Here is a 16,119-nt window from a genome sequence, read left to right on the forward strand (position 1 = left end):
TTTAACTGTGGTAAGAGGGATTCTAATCGCTCTTGAAGGAGCTGAATCTTTCTGAAAGGCTAGCGGCCTTTCATCATTCTAATTCACTTGCTCTTTATTTTTTTCAAAGCATCGGAATCTTGAACTCAGTAAAACGTAAGCGCTCCATAAACTCCACATTCAAAGTCACCACCTAATCCCCGATGCTGTGCTCCCGATTCCTTTCTGGAGCCAGCCCCTCATGATGCGTCCCGACGCAAAAGTCGAAAAAGTCTATCTCTACCCCAAACCCGTCGACTTCCGAAAATCCATCAGTAAAACTCTGCGACGACAGCGCCACCCAACCGCTGACTGGCGAGGCGCCGGTATCCAAACCGCCGGGCCCAGTGATTGCGAGATTGATCGTTTTGTTGAAGTTGGCGACTCTGCAAGTTTGGTCACCCAGTGTCGTGTCGATATAATCTCATCCGTCGTAATCTCCGTTGCAGCCGACACGGCTGCGCCCCTTCTTTACATTCAATGCCGAGGCTGTCAGGGCGCTCATCAGCTCATCTTAATATCGTTTAGCCAGTCGAGCCTCGGTCGAAACGGGAGCGGGTTGTAGCGCTTCAAGTTCGGCTTCGATGGCTGCGATGTCAGTGTCGATCAGGTCGTCAAGCAGGCTGGCCTGATCCGGGCTCAGTTGCTCGCTGCGCTTGGCAAACTTGAAGCGCTTGAGCTGCGCGATCTCGTGGGCCAGTTTCTCGTTAACCGTTTTGTGATGGTGGATTTGCTTACCCATCGTCTCGACTTTCTGATCGAGATTCTCGACACGCCGCATCAACTGCGCCGCCAGAGCGCGCAGTTGTTCGTATCCGCTCCATGAACTCCACATTCCAAGCGGATAGCTGATGGCTGAGGCTGTGCTCCCGATTTCCATCAGGAGCCCATCACCATGATGCGTCCCAATGCCAGCGTTGAAAAAGTGTACCTCTACCCGAAGCCTGTAGATTTTCGAAAGTCCATCGACGGCCTGGCTGCATTGGTCGAACTGGACATCAAAGTTGCGGTGTTCGACCCCGTGCTTTTCGTCTTTCTAAATCACCGCAACCGCGTCAAAGTGTTGTACTGGGAGCGCAACGGCTTCTGCCTTTGGCTCAAGCGCCTGGAGTCTGAACGTTTCAAACTTTCCCCTGATGAGGTCGACGAGGCGATCGTGCTGACTGTCCAGGAATTGAACTGGTTACTGGATGGCTTTGATCTCTGGCGCAATCGTCCTCATAAGGTTTTAACGCCAAGATTCGTCGCCTGACGGGTATAATCCCCGGCATGAATTTGATACCCGAAGACCTTCCCGATGATCCTGTTTTGCTCAAGCAAATGTTGCTTGAGGCACTCAGTCGTCAGCAAGTAACGGCTGAGGCATACCAGACTCATATCGTCGATTTGAAAGAACAGATCAAGCTGCTGCGCGACCGTTTGTTCGGTCGAAAATCCGAGCAGACCATCGAGCCCAACACGCCGCAACTGGCGTTGTTCAATGAGCCCGAAAGCGAGCCGATGCTTCCAGTCGGCGACGCTGACGAAGAAGTTGTTGCTTCGACGCCACGTCGCGGCAAACGCAAGCCACTGTCGGCTGATCTGCCACGCTTCGAAGTGACCCACGAACTGCCCGAGCACGAACTGACCTGCGCTTGCGGCTGCCGCAAACACGTCATCGGTGAAGAAACCAGCGAACAGCTGGAGATCGTGCCGATGCAGATTCGCGTACTCAAACACATACGCAAAGTTTACGGTTGCCGCGGTTGTGAAACCGCGCCGGTCACCGCAGACAAACCCGCTCAGATGATCGAAAAGAGCATGGCCAGCCCCAGCGTATTGGCCATGCTCTTAACCACCAAGTACGTCGATGGCCTGCCGTTGCATCGTTTCGAAACCGTGCTGAGTCGACACGGTGTGGATATTCCAAGACAAACACTGGCGCGCTGGGTCATCCAGTGCAGCGAACACTTCCAGCCTTTGCTGAATTTAATGCGCGACCGATTACTGGAAAGTCCGGTCATCCACTGCGATAAAACAAGAGTCCAGGTACTGAAAGAGCCGGATCGAGACCCAACCAGCCAATCGTGGATGTGGGTGCAGGCCAGCGGGCCGCCGGATCGAAAAGTTGTGCTGTTTGACTACACCACCAGCCGTGCGCAGGAAGTGCCTCTACGCCTGCTGGAAAGTTATCGCGGCTACGTGATGATCGACGATTACGCGGGTTACAACGCGTTGGCGTTGAAGCCCGGTGTTGAGCGATTGGCGTGCATGGCTCATGCGCGTCGTAAGTTTGTCGACGCGCAGAAAGTGCAGCCCAAGGGCAAAACCGGGCGTGCCGATATCGCGCTGACAATGATCAACAAGCTGTATGGAATCGAGCGTGAACTCAAGGACGTCAGCGATGAACAGCGTTTTATCGGTCGTCAGGAGAAGAGCCTGCCGATCCTGGGGCAGTTGAAAAGCTGGCTGGATAAAACGCAGCCGCAGGTGACGCCGCAAAGTGTGTTGGGTAAAGCCGTGAATTATTTGGCCAACAACTGGAGCCGTCTGGAGCGCTACGTGGAGGCCGGTTTTTTACCGATCGACAACAACGCGGCGGAGCGCGCGATAAAGCCGTTTGTAATCGGGCGCAAGGCATGGCTGTTCAGCGACACGCCCAAGGGTGCCACCGCCAGTGCGCAGATCTACAGTTTGGTCGAGACCGCCAAGGTCAACGGCCAGGAGCCTTATACGTGGCTGCGCCACGTACTGGAAAGACTGCCGCAGGCGCAATCGGTTGGGGACTACGAAGCCTTGCTGCCATGGAACTGCTCGCCAGAGATGCCACGGTAAACGACTGCCTCATCTGGAGGTAGGTGTAGTTCTTGGATCGCTTACAGTTGTTCAGGGTTTAGTTGGTCGAGGTTTGGAAGCGAAGTCATGCCGCCGATTTTGCCAGAGCAAGGCTACACCGGCGATAGACTCATCGGACAATTGCACGGCCAGGCTGGCCATGGCAGGCGTCACACGATGGAAATCGCGCCGCTTGGCCCAACTCTTTGCCAAGGCAAACCCAGCACCAGGGCATGCAGTTGTTCGGCACCTAATTCCATCTGAGAGCCGTGTCGAGAACCGGGCCAGAAGAACTTGCCTTGATGCAGGCGGCGCGCCGCCAGCCAAATACCCAACCCGTCGTGCACCAGCACTTTCATGCGATTGGCGCGGCGGTTGGCAAACAAATAAGCACAGTGCGGCTGCGCCGCACCGAACACGGCGACCACACGCGCCAGAGCGGTTTCAGTGCCGGCGCGCATGTCCATGGGCTCGGTGGCGAGCCAGATGGCGTCGATGCGGATCATCGCAACAGGTCTCGAAGAAAGGTCGCACAGACAGCCGCGCTGTCGGTCGGCCAGTTCACTTTGACGGTGCCGAGTGGGTGTGGGATTTCGAGGCAGATCATGGCCGGGGTGAAATCCGATCGTGACGCTGGCGACGGTAATGCCACCGGGATAAAGGCAGGTTGCAGGGCGACACTTTTCTGCGACTGTAGCCGAATCCACTTATGGACGAGGTTCGCGTTGAGACTGTGGCTCAGCGCGACGCTGGCAATCGAAGCGCCGGGCTGGGCACACTCTTGAATGACCTGGGCTTTTGAAGGATTTGGAGTAGGAACGGCGTTGTGGCTGCATGAAATACCCGCTTAAAAGGCTAGAACTGGTGCCCACTTAAATTTAAGTGCACACCATGTCTTGGCTTTGCGGGGCTGGGTAGATGACTTGGCCGGACGCATACTTATAACCTGCGTAATCGTCGCTCATCACGTAGCCACGATAACTTTCCAGCACTCGTAGCGGCACTTCCTGCGCACGGCTGGACGTATAGTCGAACAAACAGCACGACTTTTCGATCCGGCGGGCCCTGGCCTGCACCCACATCCAGGACTTGCTGGTCGGATCTCGATCCGGTTCTTTGAGTGCCTGGACGCGAGACTCATCACAGTGGATGACTGGACTTTCCAGTAAGCGCTCGCGCATCAAATTCAGCAGCGGCTGCAAGTGCTCATCGCACTGGATAACCCAGCGTGCAAGGGTCTGACGTGGGATATCGATACCGTGTCGGCTCAATACCGTCTCGAAACGATGCAGCGGCAATCCATCGACATACTTGGTGGTCAACAGCATCGCCAACACACTCGGGCTGGCCATGCTCTTTCCAATCAATTGCGCTGGCTTATCAGTGGTGACCGGCGCGGTTTCACAGCCACGGCAGGCGTAGACCTTGCGGATGTGTTTGATCACGCGGATCTGCATCGACACGATTTCCAGCTGCTCGCTTGTTTCTTCGCCGATGGCATGCTTGCGGCAGCCGCAAGCACAAGTCAGCTCGTGCTCGGGCAGTTCGTGGATGACTTCGATACGGGGTAAGTCGGCGGGCAGAGGCTTGCGTTTGCCTCGGCGTTTGGTCGGAGCGACGACTTCTTCCTCCGCCTATTCGGCGGCAGGTTCAGCGACCCTTTCGGCTTCATTAAAAAGAGCCAATTACGGGTCGCTGGGATCGACTGTTTGTTCGGATTTTCGCCCGAAGAGACGCTGACGGAACAGCGCATTTTCTTCTTCGAGATGAACAACCTTGGACTGCATCAGAGCCAGTAATTGCTTGAGCGCAGTCAGGTCATCGGGAAGGTTGTCGGGCATGGAAATCACGCCGGGGATTATACCGAATTAGGCGACAAATCGAGGTGTCAAAACCTGATGTGGACGGTTGCGCCACAGATCAAAACCATCGAGCAGCCAGTTCAGCTTCTGGACCGTCAACACGATGGCTTCGTCGGTGTGATCGGGCGACGTTTTGAAGCGTTCGGATTCAAGGCGTTTGAGCCAAAGACAAAAGCCGTTGCGTTCCCAATACAAAATCTTTACCTGATTGCGGGGTTTGTTGAGAAAGACAAAAGCACCGGATCGTACACCGCCACTTTTATATCCAGCTCCACCAGTGCGGCTAAGCCGTCGATGGATTTTCGAAAGTCTACGGGTTTAGGGTAGAGGTACATTTTTTCGACTTTGGCATCGGGACGCATCATGGCCGCTGGCTTCTGAAAGAGATCGGTAGCACAGCATCGGGCATCACATCGCAGCTTTGAATGCGGAGTTTGTGGAGCGGTTACCGTCATCCTGGAAAATAGGTCGACTCACAAAGCGGCGGCCGTCAAGCAATGGTTCGGGAACCACCTGCGTTTCAAGCTGCACTTCACGCCAACCAGTACTTCGTGGCTGAACGCCGTGGGAGGCTGGTTCACACAGCTGGAAAGACGGGCACTGCATCGGGGTGTCTTCAGCTGCGTTTCCGAACTGAAAGCGGCTATTCGTCAATTTATTGAAGCCCCAAATCACCTTACGGCCCACCCTTTCCGGTGGAACAAGACGGCTGAATCAATCATCAGCTCTGTAAACGAAGCAAGGCTAGGGATGATAAAGAATCGGTTATTGAATTAACCGCTTGGGACACTCGAGACAGAAGAGCTGATCACGGGTGAAACCATCACCGGTGACTATTCGGATCGCCACGGTTCCCACAGCTGTGGGAACCACGATACGGTCAGCCTTGCCTTTCCTTGCTGGTATTCAGCTCTTCCTTAGCTTTATTGGTTACGATGTATCTGCGATACTCTGATCACAGGAAAGCCCCAAAACCGGCCGTAAAAAAGGGGAGGACTGATGTGCGTTGGTTTGCTGATTTATTAAGGGATCAAAGCTTCAAGGACCTTCTGTTGTAGTACTACTGTTAAGCGGATATGCACCCGCAGGAATTTAATGCAACGAAGTCTAATTCAGTTCGCTCGCTACCTGCTCGTCGGGGGGCTAACCTATTGCGCGGACCTTAGCGTGTTCCTTCTGCTGTTTAATGTTTTCGGAATGGATTTGCTCCTTGCCAATATGATCAGCAAGGTTTTAGCTGGGGTATTTTCGTTCGCCGCACACCGGGCCTTCACTTTTAGGGTGATAAACGCCAAGGGCCGGGCCCAGCAAGCGGTGCGTTACTTCACTCTCTTGGCGCTGAATATTCCACTTTCAGCCTTGATTCTGTCTGCCATGCTGTGGATCACGTCGATGGAAGTTGTCGCCAAAATCCTGTCCGACGTACTCCTTGTACTCATCAGTTATGCACAATCGAAATTTATAATTTTCAAAAGGAACGAGACTTCTCATGAGTGACTTATTGGATGATGGCATTCATATCGTTAGGCGTAACAGCTATAGCGATGAACTCATTGCGCAGTGGACTCGTTTATTCCAGAGGTGTTTCGGGGGCGCCGAGAAAAATGCGACCCGTGTCTTTCAAAAATACTTGCTCAACGACTCAAGAATTTGTTATAGCGTCAAAGACGGCACCATGGTGGCGGCTTATTGTGGATTAAGATTAAGCCACGAGGACTCCGCTGTTTTCCTTTCTACAGACACCATGTCCGATGGAACTCAAAAAGGATCATCGGTTATTCTAGGGAAACGACTGTATAAATCATTCCTTGAGGAAGATATACATGTGGTTTGTGGCTACCCCAATAAAAATATTAGAAGGATACGTGAAAAAGGCTTGGGCTGGACCATTAATGGAAGTTTATACTTGTATGTGGGTGTACCATTTTTTTGGCGTTTTTTTAGAAAGCCGATCAACCAAAGTGGCTTATGGAAATTGGCAAGGCCAGCAAGTGGATGGTTCACTAGAAAGAAACCATTCCTGGTCAACCTACTCGGCAGTGATGGGCTTTACTCTTCCAATTTCGGGCTTGTCATCACGTTGTCCGCCTATCGTCCAGGCGTTTTTTTTATCAAGGTGCCAAATTTCCTTTTCGAGCCGAGAAGCTTTGGCTACAAATGCCTTACCGAACAGGCGGAAAAAAATAATGCCTTTCTGGAAAAAATCAAGTACCTAAATATCGACACAATTGATATACCGTGATTTCGAGGTGCGCACATGAAACCAAGTTCTATATTTCTGATGGCTCACCAAGATGACGAGTTCGGGGTGTTCCATCAAATCGAGCATGAGTTAGTTGCTGGTCGCTGGGTCCGCTGTATATACATCACCGATGGCGCTGCCACTGCTGATTCTAACCGCCGAGATCGTGAGTCGCGAGCAGTGCTTCAGAAGCTAGGTGTTGCAACGACGGACATTCTTTTTGTCGGCCGCCATCTGTCAATTGCTGATGGTCAACTGCATCAGCATGTTGGCGTATTTACAGACTGGCTTGATTGTTTTCTTAATGACCACTCATCTCTCCAGGCCTGTTTTGTGCCTGCTTGGGAAGGCGGCCACCCTGATCATGACCTACTGCATGCTATTGCCGTGGAGTTACTGATGACACGAGCAACCTCGGTCACCGTTCGGCAATATTCACTTTACAATGCCAGAAACTGCATTGGTCCACTTTTTCGCGTATTGTCACCACTTCCAGAAAATGGTCCCATTGAACGACAGCCTATTGCTTGGCGAAATCGTTTTCGATACATAAGGCTTTGTCTGTCCTATCCATCTCAATGGCGGACTTGGTTGGGTTTATTCCCATTCGTGGGCGGTCATTATTTATTTCATGGTGTCCAACAGTTACAAGATGTCAATAGACAGCGTCTGGAGCAGCCTCCGCATCAGCAACCTCTTTATTACGAACGACGTGGCTTTCTCGATTGGCCTACGATGCAAAATGCTATTGATGAACTACATCAAAAGCTATCGCACATGAATTCACCGTGATCGCACCACGATCCCCACTTTGCAATAAGTGCGCTTATTGTACTTACGTAAGAGCACCATGAGCCCACATTTTAAAGGTGGGGATCTATGGCTCTCTTGGAATTTGCGGCGTGCAGTTCCACGGCAGTAAGGCTTCGAAGTCTTCTACTGCAGCGGCTCGCGGCAACCGTTCAAGTGTATGGCGCAGCCAAGCATAGGGCTCTTGACCGTTGGCTTTAGCTGTCTCGACCAAACTGTAAAGTTGAGCGCTGGCCGTGGCGCCTTTGGGGGGGGCGCTGAACAGCCAGTTCTTGCGCTTATGCTAAGCTTGGCATAATCGCAATTATCCGCAGTCGGAAATTATGTCGGGTATGCGGCGGCGGTGGCAGTACGCCTGGCTGCACACCACTGCCGACGTTGCATAATTTCAGAGACTTTCCAGAAACTTCAGCAGGGCGTCAGTCGGACGATAGCGCGTGCGCTTGGTTTCGGGTGGGCCGATGGTGGCAAGCGCATGTTCCTTCATGGCCAGATCGGCTTCGACATAACCGTGAGTGGTGACCGGGCTTTCGTGGCCCAACCATAGAGCGATGACGGTGATATCCACCCCGGCCTGCAAAAGGTGCATGGCTGTCGAATGACGCAGCGTGTGTGGTGATACCTTGCGTTGCTGCAACTGGGGGCACGTCTTTATCGCCCCAGTGACAGCCAAGGCAATCCGCTCAGCCACACTTGAGCGCGTCATCGGCAGTCCGCGTCGGCTGGGGACGAGGGGCTGCTCCGCCCGCAAACCAACGTACTGCATCCAGTGACGGATCTCGACGGCCGTTTCCTTCCACAGCGACACGGTTCGCTGCTTACGCCCTTTGCCGTGCAGGCACACCGAGGGCGTGGCTTCCAGCGTCACATCAGCCACGCGGATGCCGATCAACTGTAACCGATCCACGAACTACACCTACCTCAAGATGAGGCAGTCGTTTACCGTGGCATCTCTGGCGAGCAGTTCCACGGCAACAGCGCTTCATAGTCTTCCAACGACTGCGCTTGCGGCAGCCGCTCCAGTACGTGGCGCAGCCACGTATAGGGTTCCTGGCCGTTGACCTTGGCGGTCTCGACCAAGCTGTAGATCTGTGCACTGGCCGCCGCGCCTTTGGGCGTGTCACTAAACAGCCATGCCTTGCGCCCGATAACAAAAGGCTTTATCGCTCTTTCGGCGGCGTTGTTGTCGATTGGTAAAAACCCAGCCTCCACGTAGCGCTCCAGCCGACTCCAGTTGTTCGCCAGATAATTCACGGCCTTACCCAACACACTTTGTGGCGTCACCTGTGACTGTGTTTTATCCAGCCAGCTTTTCAGCTGGGCCAAGATCGGCAGGCTCATTTCTTGTCTACCGATAAATCGCTGTTCATCGCTGACGTCCTTGAGTTCACGCTCGATTCCATACAGCTTGTTGATCATCGTCAGCGCGATATCGGCACGTCCGCTCTTGCCCTTGGGCTGCACTTTCTGCGCGTCGACAAACTTACGTCGTGCATGCGCCATGCACGCCAACCGCTCAACACCTGGCTGCAACGCCAACGCGTTGTAACCCGCGTAGTCGTCGGTCATCACGTAGCCGCGATAACTTTCCAGCAGGCGTAGAGGCACTTCCTGCGCACGGCTGGAGGTGTAGTCAAACAGCACAACTTTTCGATCCGGCGGCCCGCTGGCCTGCACCCACATCCACGATTGGCTGGTTGGGTCTCGATCCGGCTCTTTCAATACTTGGACTCTTGTTTCATCGCAGTGGATGACCGGACTTTCCAGTAATCGGTCGCGCATTAAATTCAGCAAAGGCTGGAAGTGTTCGCTGCACTGGATGACCCAGCGCGCCAGTGTTTGTCTTGGAATATCCACACCGTGTCGACTCAGCACGGTTTCGAAACGATGCAACGGCAGGCCATCGACGTACTTGGTGGTTAAGAGCATGGCCAATACGCTGGGGCTGGCCATGCTCTTTTCGATCATCTGAGCGGGTTTGTCTGCGGTGACCGGCGCGGTTTCACAACCGCGGCAACCGTAAACTTTGCGTATGTGTTTGAGTACGCGAATCTGCATCGGCACGATCTCCAGCTGTTCGCTGGTTTCTTCACCGATGACGTGTTTGCGGCAGCCGCAAGCGCAGGTCAGTTCGTGCTCGGGCAGTTCGTGGGTCACTTCGAAGCGTGGTAGATCAGCCGACAGTGGCTTGCGTTTGCCGCGACGTGGCGTCGAAGCAACAACTTCTTCGTCAGCGTCGCCGACTGGAAGCATCGGCTCGCTTTCGGGCTCATTGAACAACGCCAGTTGCGGCGTGTTGGGCTCGATCGTCTGCTCGGATTTTCGACCGAACAAACGGTCGCGCAGCAGCTTGATCTGTTCTTTCAAATCGACGATATGAGTCTGGTATGCCTCAGCCGTTACTTGCTGACGACTGAGTGCCTCAAGCAACATTTGCTTGAGCAAAACAGGATCATCGGGAAGGTCTTCGGGTATCAAATTCATGCCGGGGATTATACCCGTCAGGCGACGAATCTTGGCGTTAAAACCTTATGAGGACGATTGCGCCAGAGATCAAAGCCATCCAGTAACCAGTTCAATTCCTGGACAGTCAGCACGATCGCCTCGTCGACCTCATCAGGGGAAAGTTTGAAACGTTCAGACTCCAGGCGCTTGAGCCAAAGGCAGAAGCCGTTGCGCTCCCAGTACAACACTTTGACGCGGTTGCGGTGGCGATTTAGAAAGACGAAAAGCACGGGGTCGAACACCGCAACTTTGATGTCCAGTTCGACCAATGCAGCCAGGCCGTCGATGGACTTTCGAAAATCTACAGGCTTCGGGTAGAGGTACACTTTTTCAACGTTGGCATTGGGACGCATCATGGTGATGGGCTCCTGATGGAAATCGGGAGCACAGCATCAGCCGTCAGCTATCCGCTTGGAATGTGGAGTTCATGGAGCGGATACAGTTATTGCGCGAGAGTTTCTACAACCTCAAACGAGATGCGGCCAGTGGTGTGGATGGCCTATCGTGGCGAGAGTACGAGCAAGACCTGCTCACGAAGCTGAAAGTCCTGCACGACAAAGTGCACAGTGGTCGCTATCGAGCCAAACCTGTTCGGCGGGTATACATCCCAAAGGCAGATGGCAGCGAGCGACCGCTGGGCGTTACTGCGCTGGAAGACAAGATCGTCCAGGCCGCAGTCGTGCAAGTGCTCAATGCAATTTACGAGCAGAACTTTCTCGGACTTTCGTATGGGTTTCGCCCTGGTCGAGGGCAACACGATGCATTGGATGCTTTATCGGTAGGAATACAAAACTCTCGTGTGCGCTGGGTATTGGACGTGGATATTCGTGCGTTCTTTGACACCATCGATCACGAGTGGATGATGTGTTTCCTGCAACACCGAATCGCGGATCGACGGGTGTTAGCGTTAATAGCCCGATGGTTGCGTACAGGTGTTCTTGAAAACGGAAAGCGAACTCCTGCGAAGCAGGGCACACCACAAGGTGCGCCTATTTCACCGCTATTAGCCAATATCTACCTGCACTACGTGATGGATTTGTGGGTTAGGCAATGGCGTGGGCGTACAGCACAGGGCGAGATGATCGCCGTGCGGTACGCAGACGACAGCGTGCTAGGGTTTGAAAAACATGAAGATGCACGGAGTTTTCGCCATGCGTTGGAAGTTCGACTTGCCCAGTTCAACCTGACTTTGCATCCCGAGAAAACACGTTTGCTGCGGTTTGGCTGGTTCGCGGTCGAAGATCGTAATAAGCGCGGAGAAGGTAAGCCCGAAACGTTCGATTTTCTCGGGTTCACCCATTTCTGTGATCAAACCAAGAGCGGTATGTTCGTGGTTGGGCGTGTAACCATCGGCAAACGTATGAGGGCAACGCTCAAAGAGATACGGGCGCAACTTCACAAACGCAGGCATGAGCCAGTCCCAGTGATTGGCCAGTGGTTGAGCCGGCTGTTTAGAGGGTATTGCAACTATTACAATGTCCCCGGTAATACGCGGCGGTTGGATGCTTTTCGCCGTGAAATTATCGACGCATGGAGGCATGCCCTTAAACGGCGGAGTCAGAGACACCGACTGAATTGGGTGCGCATGACTGCACTGGCCCGGTTGTTCATACCTTATCCACGCGAGCTACCAATGCATCCTCATCCCATAACCCGCTTCGGCGTCAAAACCCAAGGCAGGAGCCGTATGCGGTAATTCTGCATGTACGGATCTGTGCGGGGGGTGGCAGGTGACTGCCATTCCTACCGCGACCAAATTATCAGTGCATGGAGGCATGCTCTTAAACGGCGGAGTCAGCGACACCGTCTGAATTGGGAGCGCATGACTGCTCTGGCAAGACTATTCATCCCCTATCCGCGTGAGTTACCGATGCACCCTTATCCCATAACCCGCTTCGGCGTCAAACCCCAAGGCGGGAGCCGTATGCGGTAATTCCGCACGTACGGATCTGTGCGGGGGGTGGCAGGTGACTGCCATTCCTACCGCGACCGTACTTGCCAGCAGCAGCATTAGCAACCGGCTTTATCGGTCACTAACGCTGCCTGACTCTTTGATTCAGGGGTGGGCAACACCAACAGTAAGGCTGATCACCTCGACGTTGTCACGGTCTCTAGCTGTAATGTAAACATCTCCAGATGTAGCACCTACCGGGATAGGAAGTGTTTCTGTAAATCTGGTGCGTCCCTCATTACAAGGGATGAGCTTGTAATAAACGGGCGGAACATTCCAGTTGATTTGTGCAATGAACGAACCGCTGTTGCTCGAACATTCAAACGTTACATCATACTTCGCAGACTTGGAGTTTTGGCTGTCAATCGTCGAAATAACCCGAGGTGTTGTATCGGCGACGAAGTTCTGGGTCTCAGTCATTATTAAGTTAGAGGCGGTTTGCTGTTGGAGGCTGTAAACAAGCTGATAGTCGATTTTTTCTTTAGAAAGCTTGTAAAGAAAGACTGAACCCATTTGGTAGATAGGCTGGCCGTGCTCTGTCAGATAGCCCAGCATCGCTTGACGACTCGCGATGGACGTTGCAAAAGATGAATTCCAGACAACGTATTCGATTTTCCATTGATCTATCAGCAAGGCGATTTCATCTTTAGTTTTTACACTGCCGAACGCCCTGCTTTTCGCCGGGGAGTACCAACTGGTATAGATGGGTTGTCCTAGTAAAGTTGCACCATAGGATGCGCTGACATCGTACAGCACCACCGGGTTATGCGTGGTGGCGTTCAAATAGGCTGTTATCGCTCTGGAAGGGGCCAGGCTCTCACTAATGCTGGTTTTGCCGTTATTGGTGAAAGCATCTTGTGCCGGGGTAGTCAGAAACCACGCAATTCCAGGAAGAAAGTAAATGTTTACGCCGATGAGGAAAACAAATACAGTTTGAGTAACTCTGTGTCCGATTTCGGGTGTGCCATCGATGTTCTTAGGATTGACCAAAAGGTAACCAATGATGATGCTAGCAAGGGGCAGGATCGGGAATAGATATCGCCAGTATTGCGTAGCGGAAAACATCGCCAGCCCAAATCCAAACACTGGTAATACAAGTAAAAACTTTATAACTCGACTGGTCGCCTTGCTGGCTATAAGTGCAATCAGCCCTAGCGGGAAAAGGTACAGATACTGGAAGCCAGAGGTAAAGTTATTTGCCTCGTAATGAGCGCCGCTGTTATAGAACAGTGACCAGAAACTTTGTAGCGTGAAGCCTTTCTGGTAAAGAGGGTCTGAAAAATTATCTAGCGAATAGTAGGGGGATTTGAAAATTCCATTGTAAAGCGGGAAAAGAGGGTTGCCCGTCCTCAGCCATGAAAAGGCATATGATTGTAAAGCTACGAAAGAAAAAAGAGCAGCTAATGCTAAGAAAGCGAGTGTTTTATACGTGTTTTTGCCTTTGAGAAGTAAATTTCTATCCTTTATGAGTGCCGGGAGGTATGCAGTCAGCACAATGGCGCCCAAGACCATTCCGGGTAGTTTTGTTGCAGCGCATAGGGCAGCTACTGCCAGAACCGATATTAGTTTGGATACAGCTGCATTCTCTTCCCTTTCAAGCAGAATTTTTACCGCACTGGTCACAAGAAATGCCAAAAAAAGCTCAGTCTGTAAGTAGATCAATAGCGGCGCGATAATGGGGGTGCTGCAGAAAAGTAGTATCACCAATAGTCTGTCAGCATTGCTTTTTAGGGTAGAGGCCGAAATAGCCCAAAGAGCGTAAAGTAACAGGGTTAAAACGATCAGGTTCAGCGAGCCACGCGCATCTGCGTTGGAAATGATCGACAGTATGGCGTGGAGTAAATCATAGGCAAAGGGTGCGACGGACCAAATCTGGTTTTCAACGTTGAAACTGTAGTGCAGGGTATTGGTGAGTTCGGTCCACATCCGTAAGTGCATGACATTGTCGTCACTACCTATAGTCGGAAAGAACGCGAAGCGTAAAATATAGCCGATGATAAAAGTGGATGCGACGACGGAGCGAAAGGATATTGCTTGCAGCGCTTGGGAACTTCTCTGTGCTTTTGATGTTAGGGCTAACCAGAGTGTCTCGCGGAACGAACGTAGGGTCAGTGTGCAGAAGGGCAGAGCAACAATCGCCAGGTAAAGCGATCTAGTATTGATTGGGAAATGAATTAGGATACTGAACAGTGCGACATATAGGGCGATGCCTACCAATGTTGCGCGATAAAAATATGTCTTGTGGTCATCATTGTTCGAGGTTAGGTGAAACGCCCCTCTGCCGAGTAAATAGGCTGAGGTGATAAATAAGAGGCTGGACAGTGCTGACAATACACCAGTACCCAAAGCTAGGTAGATAAATAATCCACCAATAAGTAGATGGTTTGAGTATCTTGAGCCTGTAAATGTCAGTAACGCAGCGAACAGAAGTACAAGTAGTGCCCAGGCGAGAGTGTCTAATATCAGCGGCAGGTTCCAGTAATAGGGGAAAGTCCCTGAGTACTGATTAATCAGCATCGGGATGCTGATTGTAAATAATAGAAGTAGGCCTGCGACCAGCGTTGGCAATAATTTTTTGTCGTACATATTAAAGGCTACCAAGCGTCATGAAACATTTTGCCAACATTGATTGTGTGCGGTTGATCAATCTTTGCATTGGTCGAGCCGGTGATTTTTAAACTGTACATTTAAATGGAATGGGCGTTTAGGAACTGCGGCAACGTCATGGCCGATAAAAGCAAGTATAAACTGGGTGCCCAAAATTATCGGCAACGCGGATAGCATCACCGTACCAGCAGGAGTGGGAATGCCAGAGTTAATTGCCATTGCCCAGTGGCTTATACCGAACACAGTGCCTGTGGTGAGCATCAAAATGCCCAGTGGTAGTTCAAGGGAAGCCAGCGACATATTTCTCAAGTAATAGTTATAGAAGATTCGCTTTGACAAATTCCTCAGGTGTTTAACAAGGAACTCACCAACAATTTTTGATATCTTCAAATTGCTTTCTTCGTCACCATACTTAGCGTCCATTGGGATGTCGATCACAACGGCTCTTAGTGTGTTGAGGCGGAAGAGGATGTCGGTCTCGAAAAAGTAGCGATTACTAATTTTATGAAACGGCAGGTGTTTGGCCACATCCCGGTGAATCGCGGTAAAGCCATTGGTGGGGTCAAACAGGTCCCAGTATCCGGAGGAAAGTTTTGTCAAGAAGGAGAGAACAGCATTGCCAAATAAACGCATTTTTGGCATTGCGTGAATTTCTTCAAGGTCAAAGAAACGATTTCCTTTTGTATAATCCGCTTCACCACCAATAATCGGTGCTACGAACTGCCGAATCAGGCGAGGGTCCATTTGCCCATCACCATCGACTTTAACAATGATGTCCATCCCGTCTTGAATGGCGGCGCTATAACCATTCATCACGGCTCCCCCTACACCGAGGTTTACAGGGTTGTACAGAACGTTGACACGTAGATCCGTGCAATGTTCACTGACGTAATTTCCGGTGTTTTGCGGGCAGCAATCATCAACTACATAAATGCGATTTACTTCTGGGCCGATTTTTGAAATGACATCCAATATCTGCCCTTTTACTTTGAAGCTGGGTATTACGACCGCAATTTTTTGTAGCGTTTCCACTGTTAACTCCCTTTTCAACAAGGCAGGACCAAGATTCAGGTTCTCGGCATGATTGCCAATATCTTAATCGTTTCATCGTTACAGGTCACTGACTTTGCCAGTAAAAAGGTGGGCGGGAGGGGGAGGCCGGAGAGCTCAAAGTAGATCGGCTCTTTTAACTATCGAGTGACAGGAGTGACCTGCTGACCGGGAGGGACATTACATGGGTATGTGGGTAAATCGCGTAGCGGCTGTACGGGCGCAATTTTCTGACGTGTACTCACGCCATGTTCCGTCGA

General features: G+C 51.8%; 15 protein-coding genes and 4 pseudogenes. 7 read left to right on the forward strand and 12 right to left on the reverse strand.

Annotation, left to right across the window (positions count from 1 at the left end; genetic code table 11):
• Positions 1–550: 550 nt before the first annotated feature.
• Positions 551–853: pseudogene (locus tag ACYZT7_RS10025) on the reverse strand (transposase domain-containing protein); the annotation flags it as partial.
• Between the two features lie 60 nt (positions 854–913).
• Here ACYZT7_RS10025 and tnpB (ACYZT7_RS10030) point away from each other — a divergent pair.
• Together tnpB (ACYZT7_RS10030) and tnpC (ACYZT7_RS10035) are read left to right on the forward strand one after the other, a co-directional pair.
• A complete protein-coding gene (tnpB, locus tag ACYZT7_RS10030) occupies positions 914–1,270 on the forward strand; it encodes an IS66 family insertion sequence element accessory protein TnpB (RefSeq protein WP_462040887.1) in 357 nt (118 codons plus the stop codon).
• Between the two features lie 17 nt (positions 1,271–1,287).
• Complete coding sequence (tnpC, locus tag ACYZT7_RS10035; protein WP_462040888.1) at positions 1,288–2,832, forward strand: IS66 family transposase; 1,545 nt, start codon at positions 1,288–1,290, stop codon at positions 2,830–2,832.
• 170 nt (positions 2,833–3,002) lie between these two features.
• Here the strand turns inward: tnpC (ACYZT7_RS10035) and tnpB (ACYZT7_RS10040) are convergent, their stop codons facing one another.
• The 5 genes and pseudogenes from tnpB (ACYZT7_RS10040) to tnpB (ACYZT7_RS10060) all read right to left on the reverse strand — a co-directional run bounded on the left by tnpB (ACYZT7_RS10040) (position 3,003) and on the right by tnpB (ACYZT7_RS10060) (position 5,059).
• Positions 3,003–3,338, reverse strand: a complete 336-nt coding sequence (gene tnpB, locus ACYZT7_RS10040; protein WP_462040889.1) for an IS66 family insertion sequence element accessory protein TnpB — start codon at positions 3,336–3,338, stop codon at positions 3,003–3,005.
• Positions 3,335–3,673, reverse strand: a complete 339-nt coding sequence (gene tnpA / locus ACYZT7_RS10045; protein WP_462041764.1) for an IS66-like element accessory protein TnpA — start codon at positions 3,671–3,673, stop codon at positions 3,335–3,337. The genes tnpB (ACYZT7_RS10040) and tnpA overlap by 4 nt, the downstream gene beginning before the upstream one ends.
• 82 nt (positions 3,674–3,755) lie before the next feature.
• A pseudogene (tnpC, locus tag ACYZT7_RS10050) lies at positions 3,756–4,673 on the reverse strand (IS66 family transposase); the annotation flags it as partial.
• A 27-nt stretch (positions 4,674–4,700) separates the two neighbouring features.
• Complete coding sequence (tnpB, locus tag ACYZT7_RS10055) at positions 4,701–4,889, reverse strand: IS66 family insertion sequence element accessory protein TnpB (RefSeq protein ID WP_462040890.1); 189 nt, start codon at positions 4,887–4,889, stop codon at positions 4,701–4,703.
• A 5-nt stretch (positions 4,890–4,894) separates the two neighbouring features.
• Positions 4,895–5,059: an IS66 family insertion sequence element accessory protein TnpB gene (gene tnpB, locus ACYZT7_RS10060; protein ID WP_462040891.1), complete on the reverse strand. Its 165-nt coding sequence runs from the start codon at positions 5,057–5,059 to the stop codon at positions 4,895–4,897.
• An 85-nt stretch (positions 5,060–5,144) separates the two neighbouring features.
• Here tnpB (ACYZT7_RS10060) and ACYZT7_RS10065 point away from each other — a divergent pair.
• The 4 genes and pseudogenes from ACYZT7_RS10065 to ACYZT7_RS10080 all read left to right on the forward strand — a co-directional run.
• Positions 5,145–5,471: pseudogene (locus ACYZT7_RS10065) on the forward strand (transposase); the annotation flags it as partial.
• A gap of 318 nt (positions 5,472–5,789) precedes the next feature.
• Positions 5,790–6,191 (forward strand): GtrA family protein, encoded by a 402-nt coding sequence (locus ACYZT7_RS10070; RefSeq protein ID WP_462040892.1) that lies wholly within the window; start codon positions 5,790–5,792, stop codon positions 6,189–6,191.
• On the forward strand, positions 6,184–6,936 hold the full coding sequence (locus ACYZT7_RS10075; protein ID WP_462040893.1) for a hypothetical protein: 753 nt from the start codon (positions 6,184–6,186) through the stop codon (positions 6,934–6,936). The genes ACYZT7_RS10070 and ACYZT7_RS10075 overlap by 8 nt, the downstream gene beginning before the upstream one ends.
• Positions 6,937–6,951: 15 nt before the next feature.
• Positions 6,952–7,728 (forward strand): PIG-L deacetylase family protein, encoded by a 777-nt coding sequence (locus ACYZT7_RS10080; RefSeq protein ID WP_462040894.1) that lies wholly within the window; start codon positions 6,952–6,954, stop codon positions 7,726–7,728.
• An 85-nt stretch (positions 7,729–7,813) separates the two neighbouring features.
• Here ACYZT7_RS10080 and ACYZT7_RS10085 read toward each other — a convergent pair.
• The 4 genes and pseudogenes from ACYZT7_RS10085 to tnpB (ACYZT7_RS10100) all read right to left on the reverse strand — a co-directional run.
• Positions 7,814–8,023, reverse strand: a pseudogene (locus tag ACYZT7_RS10085) (transposase domain-containing protein); the annotation flags it as partial.
• Positions 8,024–8,134: 111 nt separating this feature from the next.
• Positions 8,135–8,653 carry a tyrosine-type recombinase/integrase gene (locus ACYZT7_RS10090; RefSeq protein ID WP_462040895.1) on the reverse strand — a complete coding sequence of 173 codons (519 nt, stop codon included), beginning with the start codon at positions 8,651–8,653 and terminating at the stop codon, positions 8,135–8,137.
• A 32-nt stretch (positions 8,654–8,685) separates the two neighbouring features.
• A complete protein-coding gene (gene tnpC, locus ACYZT7_RS10095; RefSeq protein WP_462040896.1) occupies positions 8,686–10,230 on the reverse strand; it encodes an IS66 family transposase in 1,545 nt (514 codons plus the stop codon).
• 17 nt (positions 10,231–10,247) lie between these two features.
• Complete coding sequence (tnpB, locus tag ACYZT7_RS10100) at positions 10,248–10,607, reverse strand: IS66 family insertion sequence element accessory protein TnpB (protein WP_462040897.1); 360 nt, start codon at positions 10,605–10,607, stop codon at positions 10,248–10,250.
• Between the two features lie 71 nt (positions 10,608–10,678).
• Here tnpB (ACYZT7_RS10100) and ltrA point away from each other — a divergent pair, with 71 nt between their 5' ends.
• Entirely contained in the window at positions 10,679–11,947 is a 1,269-nt protein-coding gene (gene ltrA / locus ACYZT7_RS10105; protein ID WP_462040898.1) for a group II intron reverse transcriptase/maturase, read from the forward strand.
• 360 nt (positions 11,948–12,307) lie between these two features.
• Here the strand turns inward: ltrA and ACYZT7_RS10110 are convergent, their stop codons facing one another.
• Both ACYZT7_RS10110 and ACYZT7_RS10115 read right to left on the reverse strand, forming a co-directional pair.
• Positions 12,308–14,788 carry a hypothetical protein gene (locus ACYZT7_RS10110; RefSeq protein WP_462040899.1) on the reverse strand — a complete coding sequence of 827 codons (2,481 nt, stop codon included), beginning with the start codon at positions 14,786–14,788 and terminating at the stop codon, positions 12,308–12,310.
• A gap of 57 nt (positions 14,789–14,845) precedes the next feature.
• Positions 14,846–15,841, reverse strand: coding sequence for a glycosyltransferase family 2 protein (locus ACYZT7_RS10115; protein ID WP_462040900.1), 996 nt, complete (start codon positions 15,839–15,841; stop codon positions 14,846–14,848).
• Positions 15,842–16,119: the final 278 nt, after the last annotated feature.

The sequence above is a fragment of the Pseudomonas sp. RT4P38 genome (genome assembly GCF_054897765.1).